Origin of the sequence: Chitinophaga sp. Cy-1792, assembly GCF_011752935.1 — a bacterium.
Classification (GTDB): Bacteria; Bacteroidota; Bacteroidia; order Chitinophagales; family Chitinophagaceae; genus Chitinophaga.
This window is the reverse complement of sequence record NZ_VWWO01000002.1, coordinates 2,670,344-2,686,717: the sequence shown is the minus strand read 5'-3', so window position 1 is coordinate 2,686,717 and position 16,374 is coordinate 2,670,344. Positions and strand designations below refer to the sequence as shown.

At 48.0% G+C, this 16,374-nt stretch carries 11 protein-coding genes; 2 read left to right on the top strand and 9 right to left on the bottom strand.

Features of this window, described 5'->3' with window-relative positions; all coding sequences use genetic code 11:
* The first annotated feature begins 16 nt into the window (after window positions 1-16).
* On the top strand, window positions 17-1,150 hold the full coding sequence (locus F3J22_RS24940; RefSeq protein WP_167020634.1) for a TlpA disulfide reductase family protein: 1,134 nt from the start codon (window positions 17-19) through the stop codon (window positions 1,148-1,150).
* A 161-nt stretch (window positions 1,151-1,311) separates the two neighbouring features.
* On the opposite strand, the gene F3J22_RS24935 is transcribed toward F3J22_RS24940, so the two are convergent.
* The 5 genes from F3J22_RS24935 to recD form a co-directional block, all read right to left on the bottom strand.
* Window positions 1,312-1,599 (bottom strand): DUF1330 domain-containing protein, encoded by a 288-nt coding sequence (locus F3J22_RS24935; RefSeq protein WP_167020633.1) that lies wholly within the window; start codon window positions 1,597-1,599, stop codon window positions 1,312-1,314.
* A gap of 63 nt (window positions 1,600-1,662) precedes the next feature.
* Window positions 1,663-2,514 (bottom strand): AraC family transcriptional regulator, encoded by an 852-nt coding sequence (locus F3J22_RS24930; protein ID WP_167020632.1) that lies wholly within the window; start codon window positions 2,512-2,514, stop codon window positions 1,663-1,665.
* Window positions 2,515-2,595: 81 nt separating this feature from the next.
* The gene (recB, locus tag F3J22_RS24925; RefSeq protein ID WP_167020631.1) at window positions 2,596-6,015 is read right to left on the bottom strand and encodes an exodeoxyribonuclease V subunit beta; all 3,420 of its coding nucleotides are present in this window, start codon (window positions 6,013-6,015) and stop codon (window positions 2,596-2,598) included.
* A gap of 3 nt (window positions 6,016-6,018) precedes the next feature.
* A complete protein-coding gene (gene recC / locus F3J22_RS24920; protein ID WP_167020630.1) occupies window positions 6,019-9,216 on the bottom strand; it encodes an exodeoxyribonuclease V subunit gamma in 3,198 nt (1,065 codons plus the stop codon).
* Window positions 9,217-9,225: 9 nt separating this feature from the next.
* Window positions 9,226-11,031, bottom strand: coding sequence for an exodeoxyribonuclease V subunit alpha (recD, locus tag F3J22_RS24915; RefSeq protein ID WP_205195553.1), 1,806 nt, complete (start codon window positions 11,029-11,031; stop codon window positions 9,226-9,228).
* A gap of 474 nt (window positions 11,032-11,505) precedes the next feature.
* Between recD and F3J22_RS24910 the strand changes: the two genes are divergently transcribed.
* Window positions 11,506-11,931 carry a hypothetical protein gene (locus tag F3J22_RS24910; protein ID WP_167020629.1) on the top strand — a complete coding sequence of 142 codons (426 nt, stop codon included), beginning with the start codon at window positions 11,506-11,508 and terminating at the stop codon, window positions 11,929-11,931.
* Between the two features lie 38 nt (window positions 11,932-11,969).
* Here the strand turns inward: F3J22_RS24910 and F3J22_RS24905 are convergent, their stop codons facing one another.
* The 4 genes from F3J22_RS24905 to F3J22_RS24890 form a co-directional block, all read right to left on the bottom strand.
* Window positions 11,970-12,392, bottom strand: a complete 423-nt coding sequence (locus F3J22_RS24905) for an SRPBCC domain-containing protein (protein ID WP_167020628.1) — start codon at window positions 12,390-12,392, stop codon at window positions 11,970-11,972.
* 95 nt (window positions 12,393-12,487) lie between these two features.
* On the bottom strand, window positions 12,488-13,654 hold the full coding sequence (locus F3J22_RS24900) for an AGE family epimerase/isomerase (RefSeq protein WP_240155168.1): 1,167 nt from the start codon (window positions 13,652-13,654) through the stop codon (window positions 12,488-12,490).
* The gene (locus F3J22_RS24895) at window positions 13,620-15,038 is read right to left on the bottom strand and encodes an MFS transporter (RefSeq protein WP_167020626.1); all 1,419 of its coding nucleotides are present in this window, start codon (window positions 15,036-15,038) and stop codon (window positions 13,620-13,622) included. Before F3J22_RS24895 ends, F3J22_RS24900 begins: the two co-directional genes overlap by 35 nt.
* An 11-nt stretch (window positions 15,039-15,049) precedes the next feature.
* Entirely contained in the window at window positions 15,050-16,225 is a 1,176-nt protein-coding gene (locus F3J22_RS24890) for a glycosidase (RefSeq protein ID WP_167020625.1), read from the bottom strand.
* Between the last annotated feature and the right edge of the window lie 149 nt (window positions 16,226-16,374).

Here is a 16,374-nt window from a genome sequence, read left to right as displayed (position 1 = left end):
TTAATCTGCATATTATATGAAAACGATCCGCTTCATTTTGTTGTCTGCATTGTTTATTTGCGCTGGACTGCACGTGGTAAAAGCGCAGTCTTTCTTTAAGTTGGAAGGGAAAATAAATGTAGATACAGGAACGGTGACGATGTTGCCGGCGGGAGATGACGCCTATTATCCCGGAGGCAAGGGCAAATATACCGCTCATATCGAAGGTGGCAGGTTTGTAATTTCGGATACCTGTTCTTATCCCTATCAGTTCAGGTTATATGTTCGGAAAAGCCCGGTTGCAGTTTATGTTTCTGATTACTTCCTTGTAGAGCCCGGCGCACAGCAGGTTACCTGTGATTTTAATGCCAGCGGAAAGATACCTGAACTGGAAAATAAAAATACAATCGAGCGTAAGCAGGAACTGTTGCCGGCATTTGTACAGACAGATAATTATAGGGATAGTATTCGCAATATATTTTTTGCGTTGGGAAAGGAGCATAAGCTGACAGACTCGATTACCGCTAATTATAATCACCAGCATGATAGTATTATCATCAATAGAAAGAAAATTTTGAACAACTATGTTATCAGTCACCCGGACTCTTATGCTGCCCTGTGGGAATTAGTGCTTCGGTTAAAAGATAGCTACGATGAGCTGTACAAACAGGCATTCGATCGTTTATCCCCTGCCGTTAGAGCTTCCTATACAGGTACGGCACTAAAGCGCAGACTGGATCAGGCAGCCATAACTGCGATAGGCGCAAAGTTTCCTTCACTGGCGCTGGCTGATACCAGTAATGCACCTGTAAAACTACTGGGAGGTTCAAAAGAAAAATATACGCTGATAGATTTCTGGTTTAGCCATTGTTCAGCATGTATCAGCGAGTTTGAGGAGTACAGGAAAATATATGCAACATACAACGCCCGGGGCTTTACGATAAAAGGTGTATCCACAGATAATAAGGCAATGATTCCCGCCTGGAAGGAAGCTATTGCCAAATATCAGCTGACATGGCCGCAATATCTCGATCTGGCCGGGGTGAAAGCCGCAGATCTTTCTGTAGAGGCTTTTCCTACCAACTTCCTGCTCGACAGTGAAGGGCGTATCATCAAACGTGATATCTCCACCGCTGAATTAGCACAGTTCCTTAGTGCGAAGCTGAAATAAAAGTAATTAAAACAGAATGTCTCAAAAGTAATTCCATTTTAGATTATGTTTGATGGATTTGCAACCGATCTCTACTCAGTAGAGATCGGTAGTTGATTTCTCTCTACTGCATAGAGACGGTTGGCCACCGCCAGTCAAACAACTTTTGAGACATCCGTTTTTTACAGTCCATGTAACAGCAACATAGTAGTATCGCTGGTAGAATCCCACCTTATTTTCTTATACGGCTGATATGCAGGGTCATTGTAACACTGCAGGGCCGCCGCTTCTGAAGGAAAGCGAATGATGGCGTTCATATGTTTGGGGGCGCCTTCTACACCTATTGCCTGGAGGTCGGCGGCTAATACTTCTGCACCATATTTATGCAGGATTTCTATTACCGGCGGACCGTATTTTGCATACGCTTCTTCGTTGGTAATATTGTAGGCATTCACATAATAAACTGACATAACAGATGTTTTAATGTTTCATAATTTGATACATCAAAAGTAGCCTGTGTCCGAACGATAGATTTAAGGAATCTTGCTGTTTTTGAAGGCGGCCGGGGATTTTCCAAATGCCTTCTTAAACGCAGCAGAGAAGTGCTCCAGGCTGTTGAAGCCTGTTGAAAATGCGATATCAGTTACGGGTAGTGATGTATTGCTAAGCTGGAGGTGTGCATGGTGCAGTCTTAGCTGCAACAGGTAGCCATAGGGCGCTACTGATGTTACCTGTTTGAATAGCCGGCTGAAGTGAAAAGGGCTCATATTGCTCATGGCGGCCAGTTGTGAGAGATTTATATCATCCGTATAATGCTGGTGGAAGAAGTCTTTAACCGTTTCTATTACCGGAAGATAATATCGTTTTTGTTTGTCGTTCAGCAGGGGTAGTTGGTTTGTATTACGCTCCGCGGAGAGTAGCAGCCGGAAAAGGTCTGTCATCAGCTGTTCTGTTCGCAGGGAAGATATTCGTGGTTGTTGCAGCGACAGGAATATCAGCTGGTGCAGCCATTCCATTTCGGGCGTTGCCTGCACCAGGATGGATTGTATGTCGCGATTATGAAAGAACCACGCAAAATCCACGGCCTGTTCCATGAGAGCCGCACTGCTTTCCACAGGGAAAGAAAAAATAGTGCACTGGTCGGGGATATCATGCAGGTGCGCTACCTGGTGTTCATACCCGGGCTTGGTAACCAGGAAAAGGCCACTATAGGCATCTAATTCGTTGCGGTAAATCCTGAAACGGAAATTACCCTTGCGGATATACGCAATACTGAATGTCTCCTGGTATTCTTTAGCTGAAATACTGCATTCCCGGCATTGACAAAGGAAATTATGTACCGTGCAGAACGGTGATTCATAAAGCGTCTGAATGGTTGCATCCATACCTGTCACATTTTTATTGATGGTACAAAGATGTAACCCGGTAATGACAACCCTATGTCAGCAGCAATGATGAAATACTAATTATCTGCGCACAGATATCAACTGCTCCAGCTGTTGAATTTTTTGCAACGGTGGTTTCGTATAGTAGATGCCGTTATCTGAGTGGTTCCTTACACCGCGGATAAACAGGTAGAAAATCCCACCGAAATGCTGTTCGTAATCGAAGTGGGGGAGCCTGGTTTCCAGGTATTTTTTTACTGCCACTGTATAGATCAGGTATTGCAGGTGATAGTTGTTATTGTTCATCTCCGCCTCCAGATTGCTGCGCCGGTAATCGTCCGGCTGGTCGCCGAGGTAGTTCGACTTCCAGTCCAGTACATAGTAGCGGCCGTCGTGCTCGAAGAAGAGATCTATCTTGCCATTCATGATACCTTCCAGCTCCTGGCCGCCAAGCTCTGAAAAGCGTTTAACCCCAACCGTTAGTCCGTTTTCTGAAAGCTCATTTAATTCATTGGCCTGGAAAACAGGTACGGGAAAATCAAACTCAAACTCCGCCATACGTTTATCTTTCGATACCGATGATAGCTGAAAGCTCTTGCTGCCAGTACTGAGCGGTACTTTCACGACATGCTGGATCAGCTGAAGCAGCATCGGCAGATAAGCTTCTTCCTGGCCCGGCAGGAACTTATCGATGGCTACCTGCAGCCAGTGTTCCCATTTATTGTTATCTGAAAAGCTGATATTTTCGAAGATAAAGTGCAGGAGGTTACCGGTTTTAGCACCACGACGCAGCGTATTGAATATAAACTGATCGTAGGTGTCTGTAGCGGTATCGCCACGTGGAATGCGCTTCTGCTCTGCTTTTGCGGCCAGCATGGTGTAACTGAGCTTGCGCCAGTATTCTTCTTTCAGGTGAAAAGAAACTTCTTTTTTTGTGCTGGCGGCACTTTCCTTCAACTTATGCTTCCGGTAGTGATGTTCAGGTTCTGCCGGCAGCGTATTGACGAAATCAATTAATGTCTTATCTCTCCCAACAGTGGTAAGCTCATTGGTAAAGGCAGTAAGGGACGTCGTTTTATAATAATTATTCCGGAAGATATAGCATTTATAGACCGCCCTGGTAATGGCTACATATATCAGGCGCCTGTTTTCCTGTTCCTGCTGTTGCAACCAGGCATGTCGCTGGTCTTCTGTCTGTCTGTCTTCTTCTGTGCTGATATACTCGCCGGTAACAGGATCACGGAAACTAACGAACGACTGGTTATCCCGCAGGTTAAAATCCAGGTAAGGTGCAAATACAATGTTGTAGTCGAGCCCCTTACTTTTATGAATCGTAACGATCTTCACCGCTTCTTCATCACTTTCCATGCGCTGCGTATATTCATCACCTTCAACGGGCATACCGTCTATGCCGCGTTTCAGCCAGGAGATAAGGTCGCGCATGGAGAGGTTACGTCTGCTCTGCACCTGGTGTACGATTTCTGTTACCTGTAAGAGATTAGTGAGGATACGCTCGCCGTTATTATCTTTCATGAGCACATTCCGTACGCCGAAGTCGGAGAGGAAGGCCATCAGTGCCGGATATACGCCATTGCGTTCAGCCTGTTCCCGGTATTTGCCGAAGCATACCAGTACCAGTTCATCATCCAGGTGTAGGATATCATCTACACTAAAACCGGTAAGGGTAGATAATAAGGCTCTGTTAATGGTAGAACGGTCGGGCGTTTCCATGGCTTCGAGCAGGTAATATATTTCGAGGGCCTCAGCGGTATCCAGTACTTTGGATTCATCGATGGAAACCGCAGGAATACCCAGTCTGGCCAGCTTTTGCTTTACTTCTGCGCCTTCTTTTCCTGTTCTTACAAGAATGCCGATATCGGCAGGGTTGATGGCCCGCGATTCGCCGCCTTTAGGCTGGATGCGGTAGTTGGCATCCATCAGCAGATGACCTATCTGGGCAGCCACGGCAGCGGCTATTTCCGGCTTGTTGCTGCCTTCATAGATGGTGACAGGTATTTCAGGCGTTTCTCCGTGATAGATCAGGCCTTTTTTATTGTCTGCCGGACTCCCTACCTGGATATATTGAATGCTGTCCTGCTCGTCGCTGAACTGGAAGGTATCGAAGCCGGGAGAAGGCATGAAGAACTGGTTCATGGCCCTGATCATCGGCTCCGATGAGCGACGGTTGAAGTTCATGCTGTACAGGTGCTGCACGTTGTTACGCGCGCTGAAGTACGTGTATATGTCTGCTTTACGCCAGGCATAAATGCTTTGCTTGGGATCGCCGATATAGAACAGGGTGGTGTTTTCGCCGAAAGCCCTGTTGAAAATTTCATATTGCAAACGATCCGTATCCTGGAACTCATCGATAAAAACGGCTTTGTATTTTTCCTGTAGTCTGGCCACCAGCTCCGGGTTGTCGCGTTTTACCAATGCGTTGTTGAGGTTGGTGATCAGGTCGTCGTAGCCCAGGATATTGTTGCGGGTCATATAGCCATGCACGCTGTTGGTTACCTGGCTGATCGCAAAACAATTCAGGCGATGATGAATGCCCGCTACCAGTTTGCCGATTTCGGCTTCTACTGCTTCCTGCTGTTCGATAAAATCGATGATGTCGGGGAAGAGCTCAAAGATATAGGCAGGCGCTTTAGCCTGATTTTTCTTGACACGTATAGCATCTGCAAAAGCTTCCGGCACCGCGATAAGGTCAGCAAAGGCTTTTTTCGCATTGGCATTCTTACTACAGGTAGTGGTCAGGTCAGGTGTATGTTTGCAGATGTAATCATGTAGCTGGGTGGAAATATCGGTGAGCCGGACCGCAAGAACTTCATATTCCGCCAGCCATTCTGTTTGTTTGGTGGTGCCGATATGATAATTATAGCCCTCTTCGAAACCGAGATACTTTTTACCTTTCATATGCTCTTCCAGTATTTCCTGCATACGTGGCCGCATATCTTCTTCCCAGATCAGCTGTAATAGCTCAGGACGCAGGGTGGTAATGTGTTTGCGCCAGAATTTATTCAGCTCTCTTTCTACGATCGGGCTGATATCAGGTACCATTTCTGCACCGAAAAGCTGATCGGTTTCAAATGCATATTCATTCAGTATCTGCTGGCAGAAACTGTGGATGGTAAGTACAGAAATCTCGTCCAGCAATAACCTGGCATCGTTGAGGAGATCGAGTACGGGCAGGTGACCATGCACCCCAATGGCATCCAGTACCAGGTTTTCAATGGTCTCATCGCCGGTTTCGTAACCCTGACTAACCAGGTGTGCGATGCGCACAAATTTACGGACACGTTCCTTTAACTCTGCTACAGCCGCTTTGGTAAAGGTTACCATGAGGATCTCCTTCACCGGAATTCTTTTTTCCAGGATCAGTCGCAGCACCAGGATACCGATGGAATAGGTTTTTCCTGTGCCGGCACTGGCTTCTATCAGGTTACTTCCTTCCATGGGCACCGTGGTGACCTCAAAATTCTTATATCGATCTGTAGTCATGTCCTATTTATAATATTCCGGAAAAATCTCCGCCAGCGGCTTGATCAGCTGCTCGCAGAGCTGCTTGTAAACTTCCGAAATGCCTTCTTTATTAAAATACCCGTTTTCATATTCACTCATCACGTAACGGTCGCTGTTGCTGCGTTTAGACGGGTCGAGGTTGTCGTGTACCAGTTTGGCAAAACCTTTGGGGTCGATCTTTTCGACTTTCTTAGGTTCCATATTGAAATCAGGATAGAAGGGCAGTATTTCTTCCATACCCTGCTGGTAAATACGTATCAGCTCACGTAAACGTATAAACGCTGTTTCCCTGGAAACAGGTTTCGCCGCAAATACATTTTCCTTTGCTGTTCCTGAAACGAACATCATGCCATGTAATTCGCCGGCAGCAACGCCTGCGAGGTAGGTGATATAAGCATCCAGCAAATGTTTCGCTTCATTTTTCGACCACGATACCTTGATCAGATGCCCGTCATATACTTCATCTATACTGCATTTCATCAGCACGTCGTCTACCAGCAGGTCGAAGTCGAGGCGAACGGGATCTTTTCCGGCGGTGCAGCGTTCGTGTAGTGTACGCACCGGGTGTACGGTATCTTCCACCTGCTTGATGGCCACAAAAGCCATGTTGCTGAGTGGTAGTCTGCCCTTTTTTACCAAGGTGGCACGGGTGGCGGCGTCAACGCCGGAAATAGGCAGCAGCGTGTTTTTAAGTCCCCATTGCTGTAGTTTATCCAGGCTGAAAATTTCCGTTTCGTTGATCAGGATAGGATTATCGTTAAAGTAGATGCCCAACACCCTGTTGTAGTATGCTTTAAAGGGATTTTTGAAGAAGCTGGTGAGCATATCCAGTGTGAAGTCCTCCATCATCGGCATTTCCACCGTTTTGTGCGGATTGATGAATGGCAGACTCGCTGCAGCATTATTATTGAGGTAGCTGTACAGCCCCGAGGAAGGCAGGTTGTATTTCCTGCTGAACTCCTGCAATGGCTGGAAATGTACCATGGCCTTGCGGATAGTGCGGGTGGTATCTTCCGCACCTGATTCGATATAGTCGAGCAGTTCATCTACCATGGCTGATGGCGGGATGGTGGTATTATCTTTCACACTCCGGCCTACATAGCTGATATAAAGATATTCCTGTGCCGATATGATTGTTTCCAGGAAGAGGTGCTTGTCATTTTCCCGGATGTTACGGTCGCCGCGCTGCGGCTGTTTCGACATGATATCGAAACCTGATTTGTTTTCCTTTCTCGGGAATTTATCGTGGTTCAACCCCAGGAGGGCCACCACTTTAAAGGGAATGGAACGCATCGGGATGAGCGAGCAGAAGGTGATACCGCCGTTGGCAAACAGGCTGGTACGGGTAGTACCGCTGATGACGTTGAGCAGGCTATGCACAAAAACATTGTATGGCACCGTGTCAGCGATGTATTCATGCAGGATATTGAAATCCGTCAGTTGTTTGATCAGATCGGCATAGTCTTCATCTGTTTCGTCCTGTTGTTCGAAGATGAGGCTATGTAATAATTGTTCTGTGTAAGATACCCAATCGGTAATAGAACGTGCCTGGCGGCGGCTTTCGATGAATGATATCAGCACGCGTGCGAAGTGGCAGAAACGGATAATATCGTAGGCATCACGGCCTTCTACGAGGTCTAATGGGAAGAAGCTGTCGGCATCCTGCCCATATTCGGTTTCGCCGCTCATGCAGATGCCGAACATGATACGTTGTATGCCGTACTTCCAGCTGACATAATGCGTTTGTTCGTTGGTGCTGCCATCTATGCCGAATCGGATATTGGCCGCCTCTATGATCGGGCGGATGGAAACCGGGTTCTGCAGGTTAAAACGCTGGCGTATATACGAAAAGTCCAGCAGCTGCATCACGGTTTCTGCGGTGAAGTTTTCTTCATCCAGCTGCAGGATGGCCTGCAGGGCGTTGAAGATATTGTCGTTATCGGTATAGCTTTCATCCGCGATGGTATACCTGAACTTATGTGGTGCGTTGTTGAATACTGCTTTGATATAGGGTGCGTAGGCATCTATATCTGATACCATCACTACTATTTCCCGGGGGGAAAGGAGTTCCTTCCGCTGGTCGGAAAGGTATACCAGGTAGTTGTAGAGTGCCTCTACTTCACGTACCGGTGTATAGCAGCAGTTGATGGTGAGGGAGCCGTCCTGCACATCTTTCAGCGACAGTGGATGGCGGTTGCGGGTAGCGCCGGAGAAAATATCATGCTGGATCTTATGCAGCAGGGTATTTGCTTTGGGGGCTACTACGCCGGTTTCTTCATAGGCATTGATAAAATTATCATAGGAGAAAAACAGGCGAAAGCTGTTTTGAATCACCTTGCCCCACCCGGTGAGGAGGGCATTACCTACGGTGGCTTGTTCTTCCAGGTCTTTCAACCCTTTTGCGCGCCATCGTGCCAGCTGCTTTTCATTTCTTTCTTCAAACCAGAATACGCCGGGCGCCGGGTTGAGGATATGGAAATGCACGTCTATGACGGCAGATAGCTCATGTAAAATTTTGATGTGGTAGGCGGTGAGGATAGAGAGACCAAATACATGCACAGCAGGGATTTTAGCCTTCAGTACCTCATTTTTTGCTTTACCCGCGAGTGCATCCAGGATATAGTTACCGATCAGCGTTTTGTCGGGGAGCGCATCGCCGGAGAGTTGCTTTACCCTTGCCCACAGCCATTCCTGCCATTCTTCTGTTTCGAGGGTGGCGGGATCGGCCTGGCTCCAGGTCTGGATCATTTCCGGGCGGTATACCTGGTACTGATCGAGCAAATCCGCTACTTTTTCTGCCAGCACCATTTTTTTCAGGTTGCTTTCATCGCCGTGGTTGAGGTAGTAGTCGGCCACCTCCGGATATTTATCAATAAATTCCCGTTCTCCCAGCAGCTTAAATATCAGCCAGCTGAGGTTCTGGGAGCTCATCACGTTGATGCTGGGGCCTCCCAGCCACATGTAAAGATGAAAGAGCAGGTCGTTGGGCTTCAGGAAACGGGAGTTGGCCGCAATGCCCTGGCGATAGGCCTGTTGCAGTTTCAGCCAGTTGTTCATCCCTTCCGTCTGCGTAACAATATAGTGAGGTTCAAATACGCCGTTGCCTGCATGGTGCAGGTCATCGATCAGGCCTTTTGCCAGACTGTTCAACGCATTAGAAACCTTCAGATATAATGACATAATAATTTTTTAGATGTTGCCGGTCTCCGTAGCAATACGTGTATTGATACCGGAGCCTCTGTCCACGAATTTCTGTGCTGCCAGCAGCAGGGTGTCTGTACTTCCCTGCACGTATACCTTGTTTCTGGCGCGACTCACCGCCGTGTATACCAATTCACGCGTCAGCAGTGGTACTTCGGTGGCAGGAAGTACGACCAGCACTTTGCCGAACTCAGATCCCTGGCTTTTATGGATCGTCATGGCAAAAGCTGTTTCGGCCAGCGTGAGGTATCCCGGGAATACGCTGATCAGCTGTCCGTCGCTATCTTCAAACCAGGCCATCAGCACGCCGTTTTCATCCGGGCGTATAATGCCGGTATCTCCATTGAAAAGCCCGTGTTCGTAGTAGTTCCTGGTCAGCATCAATGGCCTGTTTTCATAAAATGCAGACGTCAGATGAATATACTTTTTATCTGAGAGATATTTTTCTATACGCCTGTTGATGTTGGCCAGTCCCTGGGAGCCATCGCGGATAGCCACGAGCACACGCAGTTCATTCATTTTACGTAGTGCCGTCAGGGTATCTTTCTCCTGGATAAAGGAGGTGTATCCGGTGATAAATTCCTCAAATAATTTTTCTGAATAGTCGGTATCTATTACGACCTGTTCATCGGCGCCGGGTTCCATCATTTCCCTGATGACGGCCGCATTGTTGCGGATCAGTGCCTTGCTGAATTTGCCGATGCCGGTATTGCCGGTAAACCTGCGGCTGCGGCGTAATTCCACCACATGCTCAAACAGCGGGTGTTGGGAGTGGCTGGAGATATTGTTGATCTGTCCCTGCGGACTTGCAAATTGATTGATCAGTGCTGCCAGCGGCGGCGAAAATACGTTCAGTTCGGGCTGTGCCTGGCATAGGTCGCCAAACAGGCTACCTGCTTCCACAGACGCCAGCTGGTCTTTATCTCCCAGCAGGATAATCCTGGTAGACGGGCGGATGGCTGCCAGCAATTTGGTGAACAGCGCCAGGTCTATCATGGAACACTCATCTACGATGATTACGTCGTAGTTGAGCGGGTTGTCCTGGTTGTGGCGGAAGTAGGGAGAACCTTTTACCGGCTTCAGTAAGCGGTGAATCGTGGATGGTGTCAGGTCCTGGAACTTAGCCGCAATGTGCGGGTCCCTGGGGATGGCCGCATTGCGCAGACTCTCCGCCATCCTGGCGGCGGCTTTACCGGTAGGAGCGGCCAGCGCCACTTTCTGCGAAGGGTCTATGGTATAGAGGAGGGCCAGAATTTTGGCAACGGTGGTTGTTTTACCGGTTCCGGGACCTCCCGTGATGATGGTGAAATTATTCAATATCCCCGTGATGGCGGCTGCCAGCTGCCAGTCTACCGGATCATCAGTGGCCGTACCGCTGTTATCCGGCGGAAATAGTTGCTGAACCAGCTGGCTGTGCTGCAATAGGGCAGCAGCCCTGTCTTTGCGGAGGAATGCCTCTTCGCTTAATATATTGCGGATATATTGCAGCAGCGTGGTTTCGTACATGTAATAACGTTGCATGTAGAGCTTCTGCCGGTGGAGGATAAACGGTTTGTTGAGTACTTCGGCAGATCCTACCAGCAGTTGATTTGCCAGCAGGGAAAGGCTGTTGTCGCGAAAACTATAATACTCCGGCAACTGTTCCTGTTCTGCCTGCAGGTGGTTAAGGTCCAGACAAATATGGCCTTCACTGAGCTTTTTCGACAACAGGTACAAAAATGGTTTTAAGTCCGGATTATCAAAATAGTCAGCAAATTGCTGATGAACATCATTAATGGTGATTATATTTCGCATACTTTTTTTCCTGGGAATCAGGTCCCGCCTTTATCAGTCGTAACAACCGGAATGTTGCATTCTCATGCCTGCATCACCTGCAAGTTTAATTTTTTAACAGGAAGTAAAAAAATTTAGATTGAATGTGCCCTGTGCTTTGGGTGCTGGCCCGCTGACCTCTTCGTTTTCGGAGGGGTATCGTTTGCTCCGCTCTTTCGGGAATATCCCGCTGCCAGCGTCGTCAGACAAAGATATCCGTTGTAGTGGCATCGTTGTGTTGCTCTCTTTCGGGAATAGCCCGCCGCCGGAGGCGGCGGGCTATTCCCGAAATTCCCCGGGTGCCGAAGGCGCCCGGGGAATTCCGGCCAACTATAACCAAATAAAAAATGAATCTATATTTATTAATATTTTATCATATATTTGCAGCCGTTTTTAACCCGGCAGCGCAGCACCAACAATTTTCTATACCTAACAATTAACCCAACAATCAACAAAATGAACCCAAAAGTTTTTATCTGTGGCAATGGCAATCTATCATTTCCCGACTATATCAAATATTATCAGGGCTATATCAGCAAGCTGCTACAGGCAGGCAATCCGCATTTTATTTTAGGTGATTTCAGAGGCGTGGATACGCTGACAATGGAAATGCTGAAATGCGCCACCCCGAATGTAACGTTACTGCATATGGGCAAATTCCCGCGATATATGCCGGATAAATTCAGAACGATGGCAGACCAGTGGGAGATCATCGGCGGATTTCAGTCGAACTACGACAGAGATATGGCAGCGATAGATTTATGTACGCATTTTCTGGCGATAGATTTTAATACAGACCATAAAAGGAAAAGTGGCACACTGATCAATATTGAAACCTGTCGTTCGAAGAACAAAATGGATGTTACAAAAATGACATGGTAAAAAAAAGACTACCCGTATCAGGGTAGTCTTTTTTTTATTTATTCGCTTTCTGCCAGTTGCTTAAGCGCCTGGAGGACCGGACTTTCTTCTCCTTGTTCGGGCTCCTGAACAGCTCCGGGTCTTGAATCTTCCATACGGATTTCCAGTTTCGTTTGTCCGTTTGCTGCTGCAAGTATATACTTCATGACGAAGTAATTCTCAGGTTTGTTTTCGAGTCCGGGCCGTGGTGCAAACAGGCTGTAAGCCAGTTGGTGCGGCGGATCAAAAGCCAATACTTTGCCCCATTGTTTAAATACCTGATCTTCCCATTTAGAGACAAATTCGATCGTACTACCTACCTGCCAGTCTGTATGGAGGTCACTGTTGTATTGCCATTGCTTCACCAGCGCCGGCTGGGTGAGCACGTTCCAGACCCTTTGCGGATCTGCATTGATCGTTATTTTTGAAATATTTGTAATCATAGGAAAGCCGGATTTTCTGCGCTGAAAGTTAGCGAAAGTTGGCTTAACACTTCATAAAAAACTAAGGTGGCCGCTAGCGGCCACCTTACAGCATATTATAATCGCTTTATGAGCTCCATACATGATCTGGCATTGTGATAAGGGCATTTCCAAAGCCCGACCTTATCTTCATCCAGCGGATGATGGAATGCATCTACTCCCCAATGCCACTCGCCGTGTTTTTTATCCAGGAGGTAGTCGCGGATAAAGTCCCATGAACCGGTAGCATGTTCGAAGTAGCGGAGGTCGCTGCTGAGCTGCCACGCATTGATGAAACCCACCATCGCTTCTGCCTGCGGCCACCAGTGTTTTTCTTTTACCAGGTGATGTGCAGATGGCAGGAGTTCGTACCACAGGCCCCCATCGGCATCGAGACCTTCGAGTGAGGCCTGCGACAGCTGCATCGCTATTTTCTTAAATGCGGAGATATAGGTATTGTCTTTTATTGCTTCCGCCGCTTCGAGCAGAAGCCACGCTGCTTCAATATCATGCCCGTAGGAAATGGCGTCGCCTTTCACCGTCCAGTCTTCCTGAAAAAATAACAGAAGGTGGTGGTGGACCGGGTGGATGATTCTTCTTGAGAATATATCCAGCAATACCTGGATATCTGTTTTCAGATTGGCATCCGGCCAGATGGTGTATAGGTTTGTCCAGGCTTCCAGCACATGCAGGTGTGTGTTCATGGACTTCTTTTCATTGGCATCTTTCAGACTGAGGCGCTGGTCGGGAAGTTCAGACCAGTCGGCAGCGAATGCTTCAAAGTAACCCCCATACTGCGGGTCAAAAGCCTGCTGCATAATGGTCTGATAGAGGCTGATGGCTGTATCCCTGGCGCTGTCATCGCCACTGGCTTTATAGTATTCACTACAGGCATATACGCCAAAGGCAATGGCATAGACCTGCTTTTTAGTATCTACCGGCTGGCCGTTGTAATCAACAGACCAGTACAGTCCGCCATTGGTTTTATCCAGGAAATATTGTTCGACGTATAGCCATGCACGTTGGGCGAGGTCCAGCCATTGTTGTTCCTGCAATAAGTTATAGGCAGCCGAGAATGTCCACAGGATGCGGGTATTCAGGACCGCTCCCCTGACTGCATAAGGGTCTGCCATGTTATTGCCGGAGATACGGCCGATGAAGCCGCCATTGCTGCTATCAACGGTATGGGTCTCCCAGTATTGCAGGATGTTATATAACTCCTCCTGCAGTTGTGTTTTCAGCAACTGCGCCGGTGGAAAGATTTTTTCTTCTTTTTTCGAGATCACGGGTGATATCATTCATTTTAGATTCAGATAATGGATAGGCAGCGATGAACAGTACACTCAGCAGCGCACCGGCAGCAGGTATGGAGCTGAGCATATGAATAATGCCTGTTTGTGCGGCTACGGCCTGTATGCTATTGGCCTGAAATCCGAAGGCTCCCAGCAGCCAGCCCGTGAGGGCGCCGCCAATGGTCCATCCAAATTTCTGCGACATGGACGAGGAGGAAAATATGAGGCCGGTGGCTCTTCTGCCGGTTTTCCATTCTGAATAATCGGCAATATCTGCATACATACTCCAGAGTAACGGGAAGATGATACCCGCACAGGTACTTATCAATACCTGCAAGCCGAAAATCAGTGCCAGCTGTTCTTTTCCCGGAAAATAGAAAATGATGCTGAAGAGCGTGGCCAGGAACATCGCACCGAAGTAGGTCCGTTTTTTTCCAAACCGGTTAGCCACCGGCGTTGCGAGTATTACCCCGAGGATGTTAGCTGCCTGTCCTGCCAGCAGGTAAAGCGTGGTATAGGTAAATGAAATACCAGCCATACTAAATGCCGCCGACTCCGTGATATAATACTTGAAATAATACACAGTGGCGCCATCACGCACAGCGTTGAAGATAAGGGCGCTAATGCCTGCACCTAAAAGTATCCACCATGGCCTGTTGCCACACAGGTCACTAATATCTTCTTTCAGTTGCGCATTGTTTTCCTGTATAGGCTGTACTCTTTCCTTTACCCATGCAAAGCATAACAGGAATAATACCAGGCAAATCAGCGCGATGACAGCGACGGCGTATGTCCAGCTAAGTTGCAGGCCTGCAGGGGAGAAGGCCGCTATCATTGGTTCGAGGAGCCCCAAAGCAATGAAGCTGCCGGCAAAGGCAAACGACATCCGGAAAGAGGCAAGGCTATTACGCTCCCGGCCATCGGTTGTCATTACACCCAATAAAGACGCATAAGGGACATTGATCAGGGAGTAGATCATCATCATGGCAGAATAGGTGATATAGGCATATATCAGCTTTCCTCCTGCGCCGGTAGCCGGCGTATAGAAGGTGAGGATACCTGTTATCGAAAACGGAACGGCGGTGTACAACAGCCAGGGCCGGAATTTGCCCCATTTGCTGCTGGTCCTGTCGGTGAGTGCGCCTACAACAGGATCGAAGAGCGTATCCCAGATTCTTGTTACCAGGAACATGGTGCCTACCGCACCGGCGGCAATTCCCATGACATCTGTATAGTAGAATAACAGGTACATGCCAAACAGCTTCCAGAACATGGAAGAAGCCATGTCACCAAAACCATATCCTATCTTTTCTTTTAGTGCAATGCGGGCAGACATAGGCAAAGATTTTAAGCATGTTGTAAGGCGGCATTACCAGCGATAATACCGCGAAGTGTGGCAACAGAAGTGGCGGAGCGTAAACCGTCAGGGGCAGTATGCATACAGTAGTCGGTCAGCTGTGCTGTGCTGCTAACGGCAACGTGTAAACGTGTATCGCTGCTGGCATAGTAGATATATACTTTTCCATCTTCATCAGCGATCCAGCCATTGCAGAACAGTACATTGGAAACATCGCCGGTACGTTCTGCTGCTTCCGGCGCCATAAAGTAACCGGCAGGCTTATACGTAATTTCTTCGGGATTGTCCAGGGAAGTCATGAACATGTAGAGCGTATAACGTAAGCCTGCTGCGGTGTTGCGCACGCCATGTGCCAGGTGCAGCCAGCCGTGAGGGGTTTTGATAGGCGCTGGTCCCTGGCCGTTTTTGGCTTCTGCGATGGTATGATATTGTTTGTTGTCAATTACTTTTTCTGTAGAGATGACCGCATGTTCCATGCTATCACAATAGCCTATGCCAATACCACCGCCTTTACCGGCTTCTATGAAGCTGTCCTGCGGGCGGGTATACAGCATATATTTCCCGTTCACAAATTCAGGGTGCAATACCACATTGCGTTGCTGCGGTGATTGTGTGATGAGGTCTGGTAGCCGCTCCCAGTGCTGAAGGTCTTTGGTACGAACGATGCCGCATTGTGCCACAGCGGCAGACTGGTCGCCGGCTGGTGCTGCAGGGTCGCGGCGTTCGGTGCAGAACAGGCCGTATACATAACCATCTTCATGTAATACTACCCGCATATCATATACATTGGTATCAGGAACTTCGGTTTCCGGAATGACGATAGGGTAACGCAGCCTGAAGTTATCCAGGCCATTATCGCTGTCGGCCAGGGCAAAGAAGGATTTTCTGTCCCAGCCTTCCATACGTGCTATCACTACATATTTATCCTTCCATTTAATAGCGCCGGCATTAAAAACAGCGTTGATTCCGAAGCGTGTCATCAGGAATGGATTGGTGGCCTTGTTCAGGTCGTAGCACCATTCCAGTGGAGTATGTGCAGCGGTGAGCACCGGGTATTTATAACGCTGGAAGATGCCGTTACCTGGCGTTTCCGGTTCATTTTTTATCGCCAGTAATGTCTGTTGTGCCGCACGCAGCGCTGCTAGTCTGTTCTCAAAATTTGACATATCAGAATTGTTATCGTGTCTGTAAGATTCGTGTGGCCACAAAGCTATCCATGCGATGATGTTTCTATTAATGCTCAAATGACGAATTCATATGCTGAAACAACAGCAGCACCTGGATAGGGTGAAAGATTGTATTGCCGGGCCTTTGC

Coding starts and splice junctions, on each gene's coding strand:
- F3J22_RS24940 (WP_167020634.1), top strand. CDS start 17: ATGAAAACGATCCGCTTCATTTTGTTGTCTGCATTGTTTATTTGCGCT.
- F3J22_RS24935 (WP_167020633.1), bottom strand. CDS start 1,599: ATGTCAGTTTATTATGTGAATGCCTACAATATTACCAACGAAGAAGCG.
- F3J22_RS24930 (WP_167020632.1), bottom strand. CDS start 2,514: ATGGATGCAACCATTCAGACGCTTTATGAATCACCGTTCTGCACGGTA.
- recB (WP_167020631.1), bottom strand. CDS start 6,015: ATGACTACAGATCGATATAAGAATTTTGAGGTCACCACGGTGCCCATG.
- recC (WP_167020630.1), bottom strand. CDS start 9,216: ATGTCATTATATCTGAAGGTTTCTAATGCGTTGAACAGTCTGGCAAAA.
- recD (WP_205195553.1), bottom strand. CDS start 11,031: ATGCGAAATATAATCACCATTAATGATGTTCATCAGCAATTTGCTGAC.
- F3J22_RS24910 (WP_167020629.1), top strand. CDS start 11,506: ATGAACCCAAAAGTTTTTATCTGTGGCAATGGCAATCTATCATTTCCC.
- F3J22_RS24905 (WP_167020628.1), bottom strand. CDS start 12,392: ATGATTACAAATATTTCAAAAATAACGATCAATGCAGATCCGCAAAGG.
- F3J22_RS24895 (WP_167020626.1), bottom strand. CDS start 15,038: ATGTCTGCCCGCATTGCACTAAAAGAAAAGATAGGATATGGTTTTGGT.
- F3J22_RS24890 (WP_167020625.1), bottom strand. CDS start 16,225: ATGTCAAATTTTGAGAACAGACTAGCAGCGCTGCGTGCGGCACAACAG.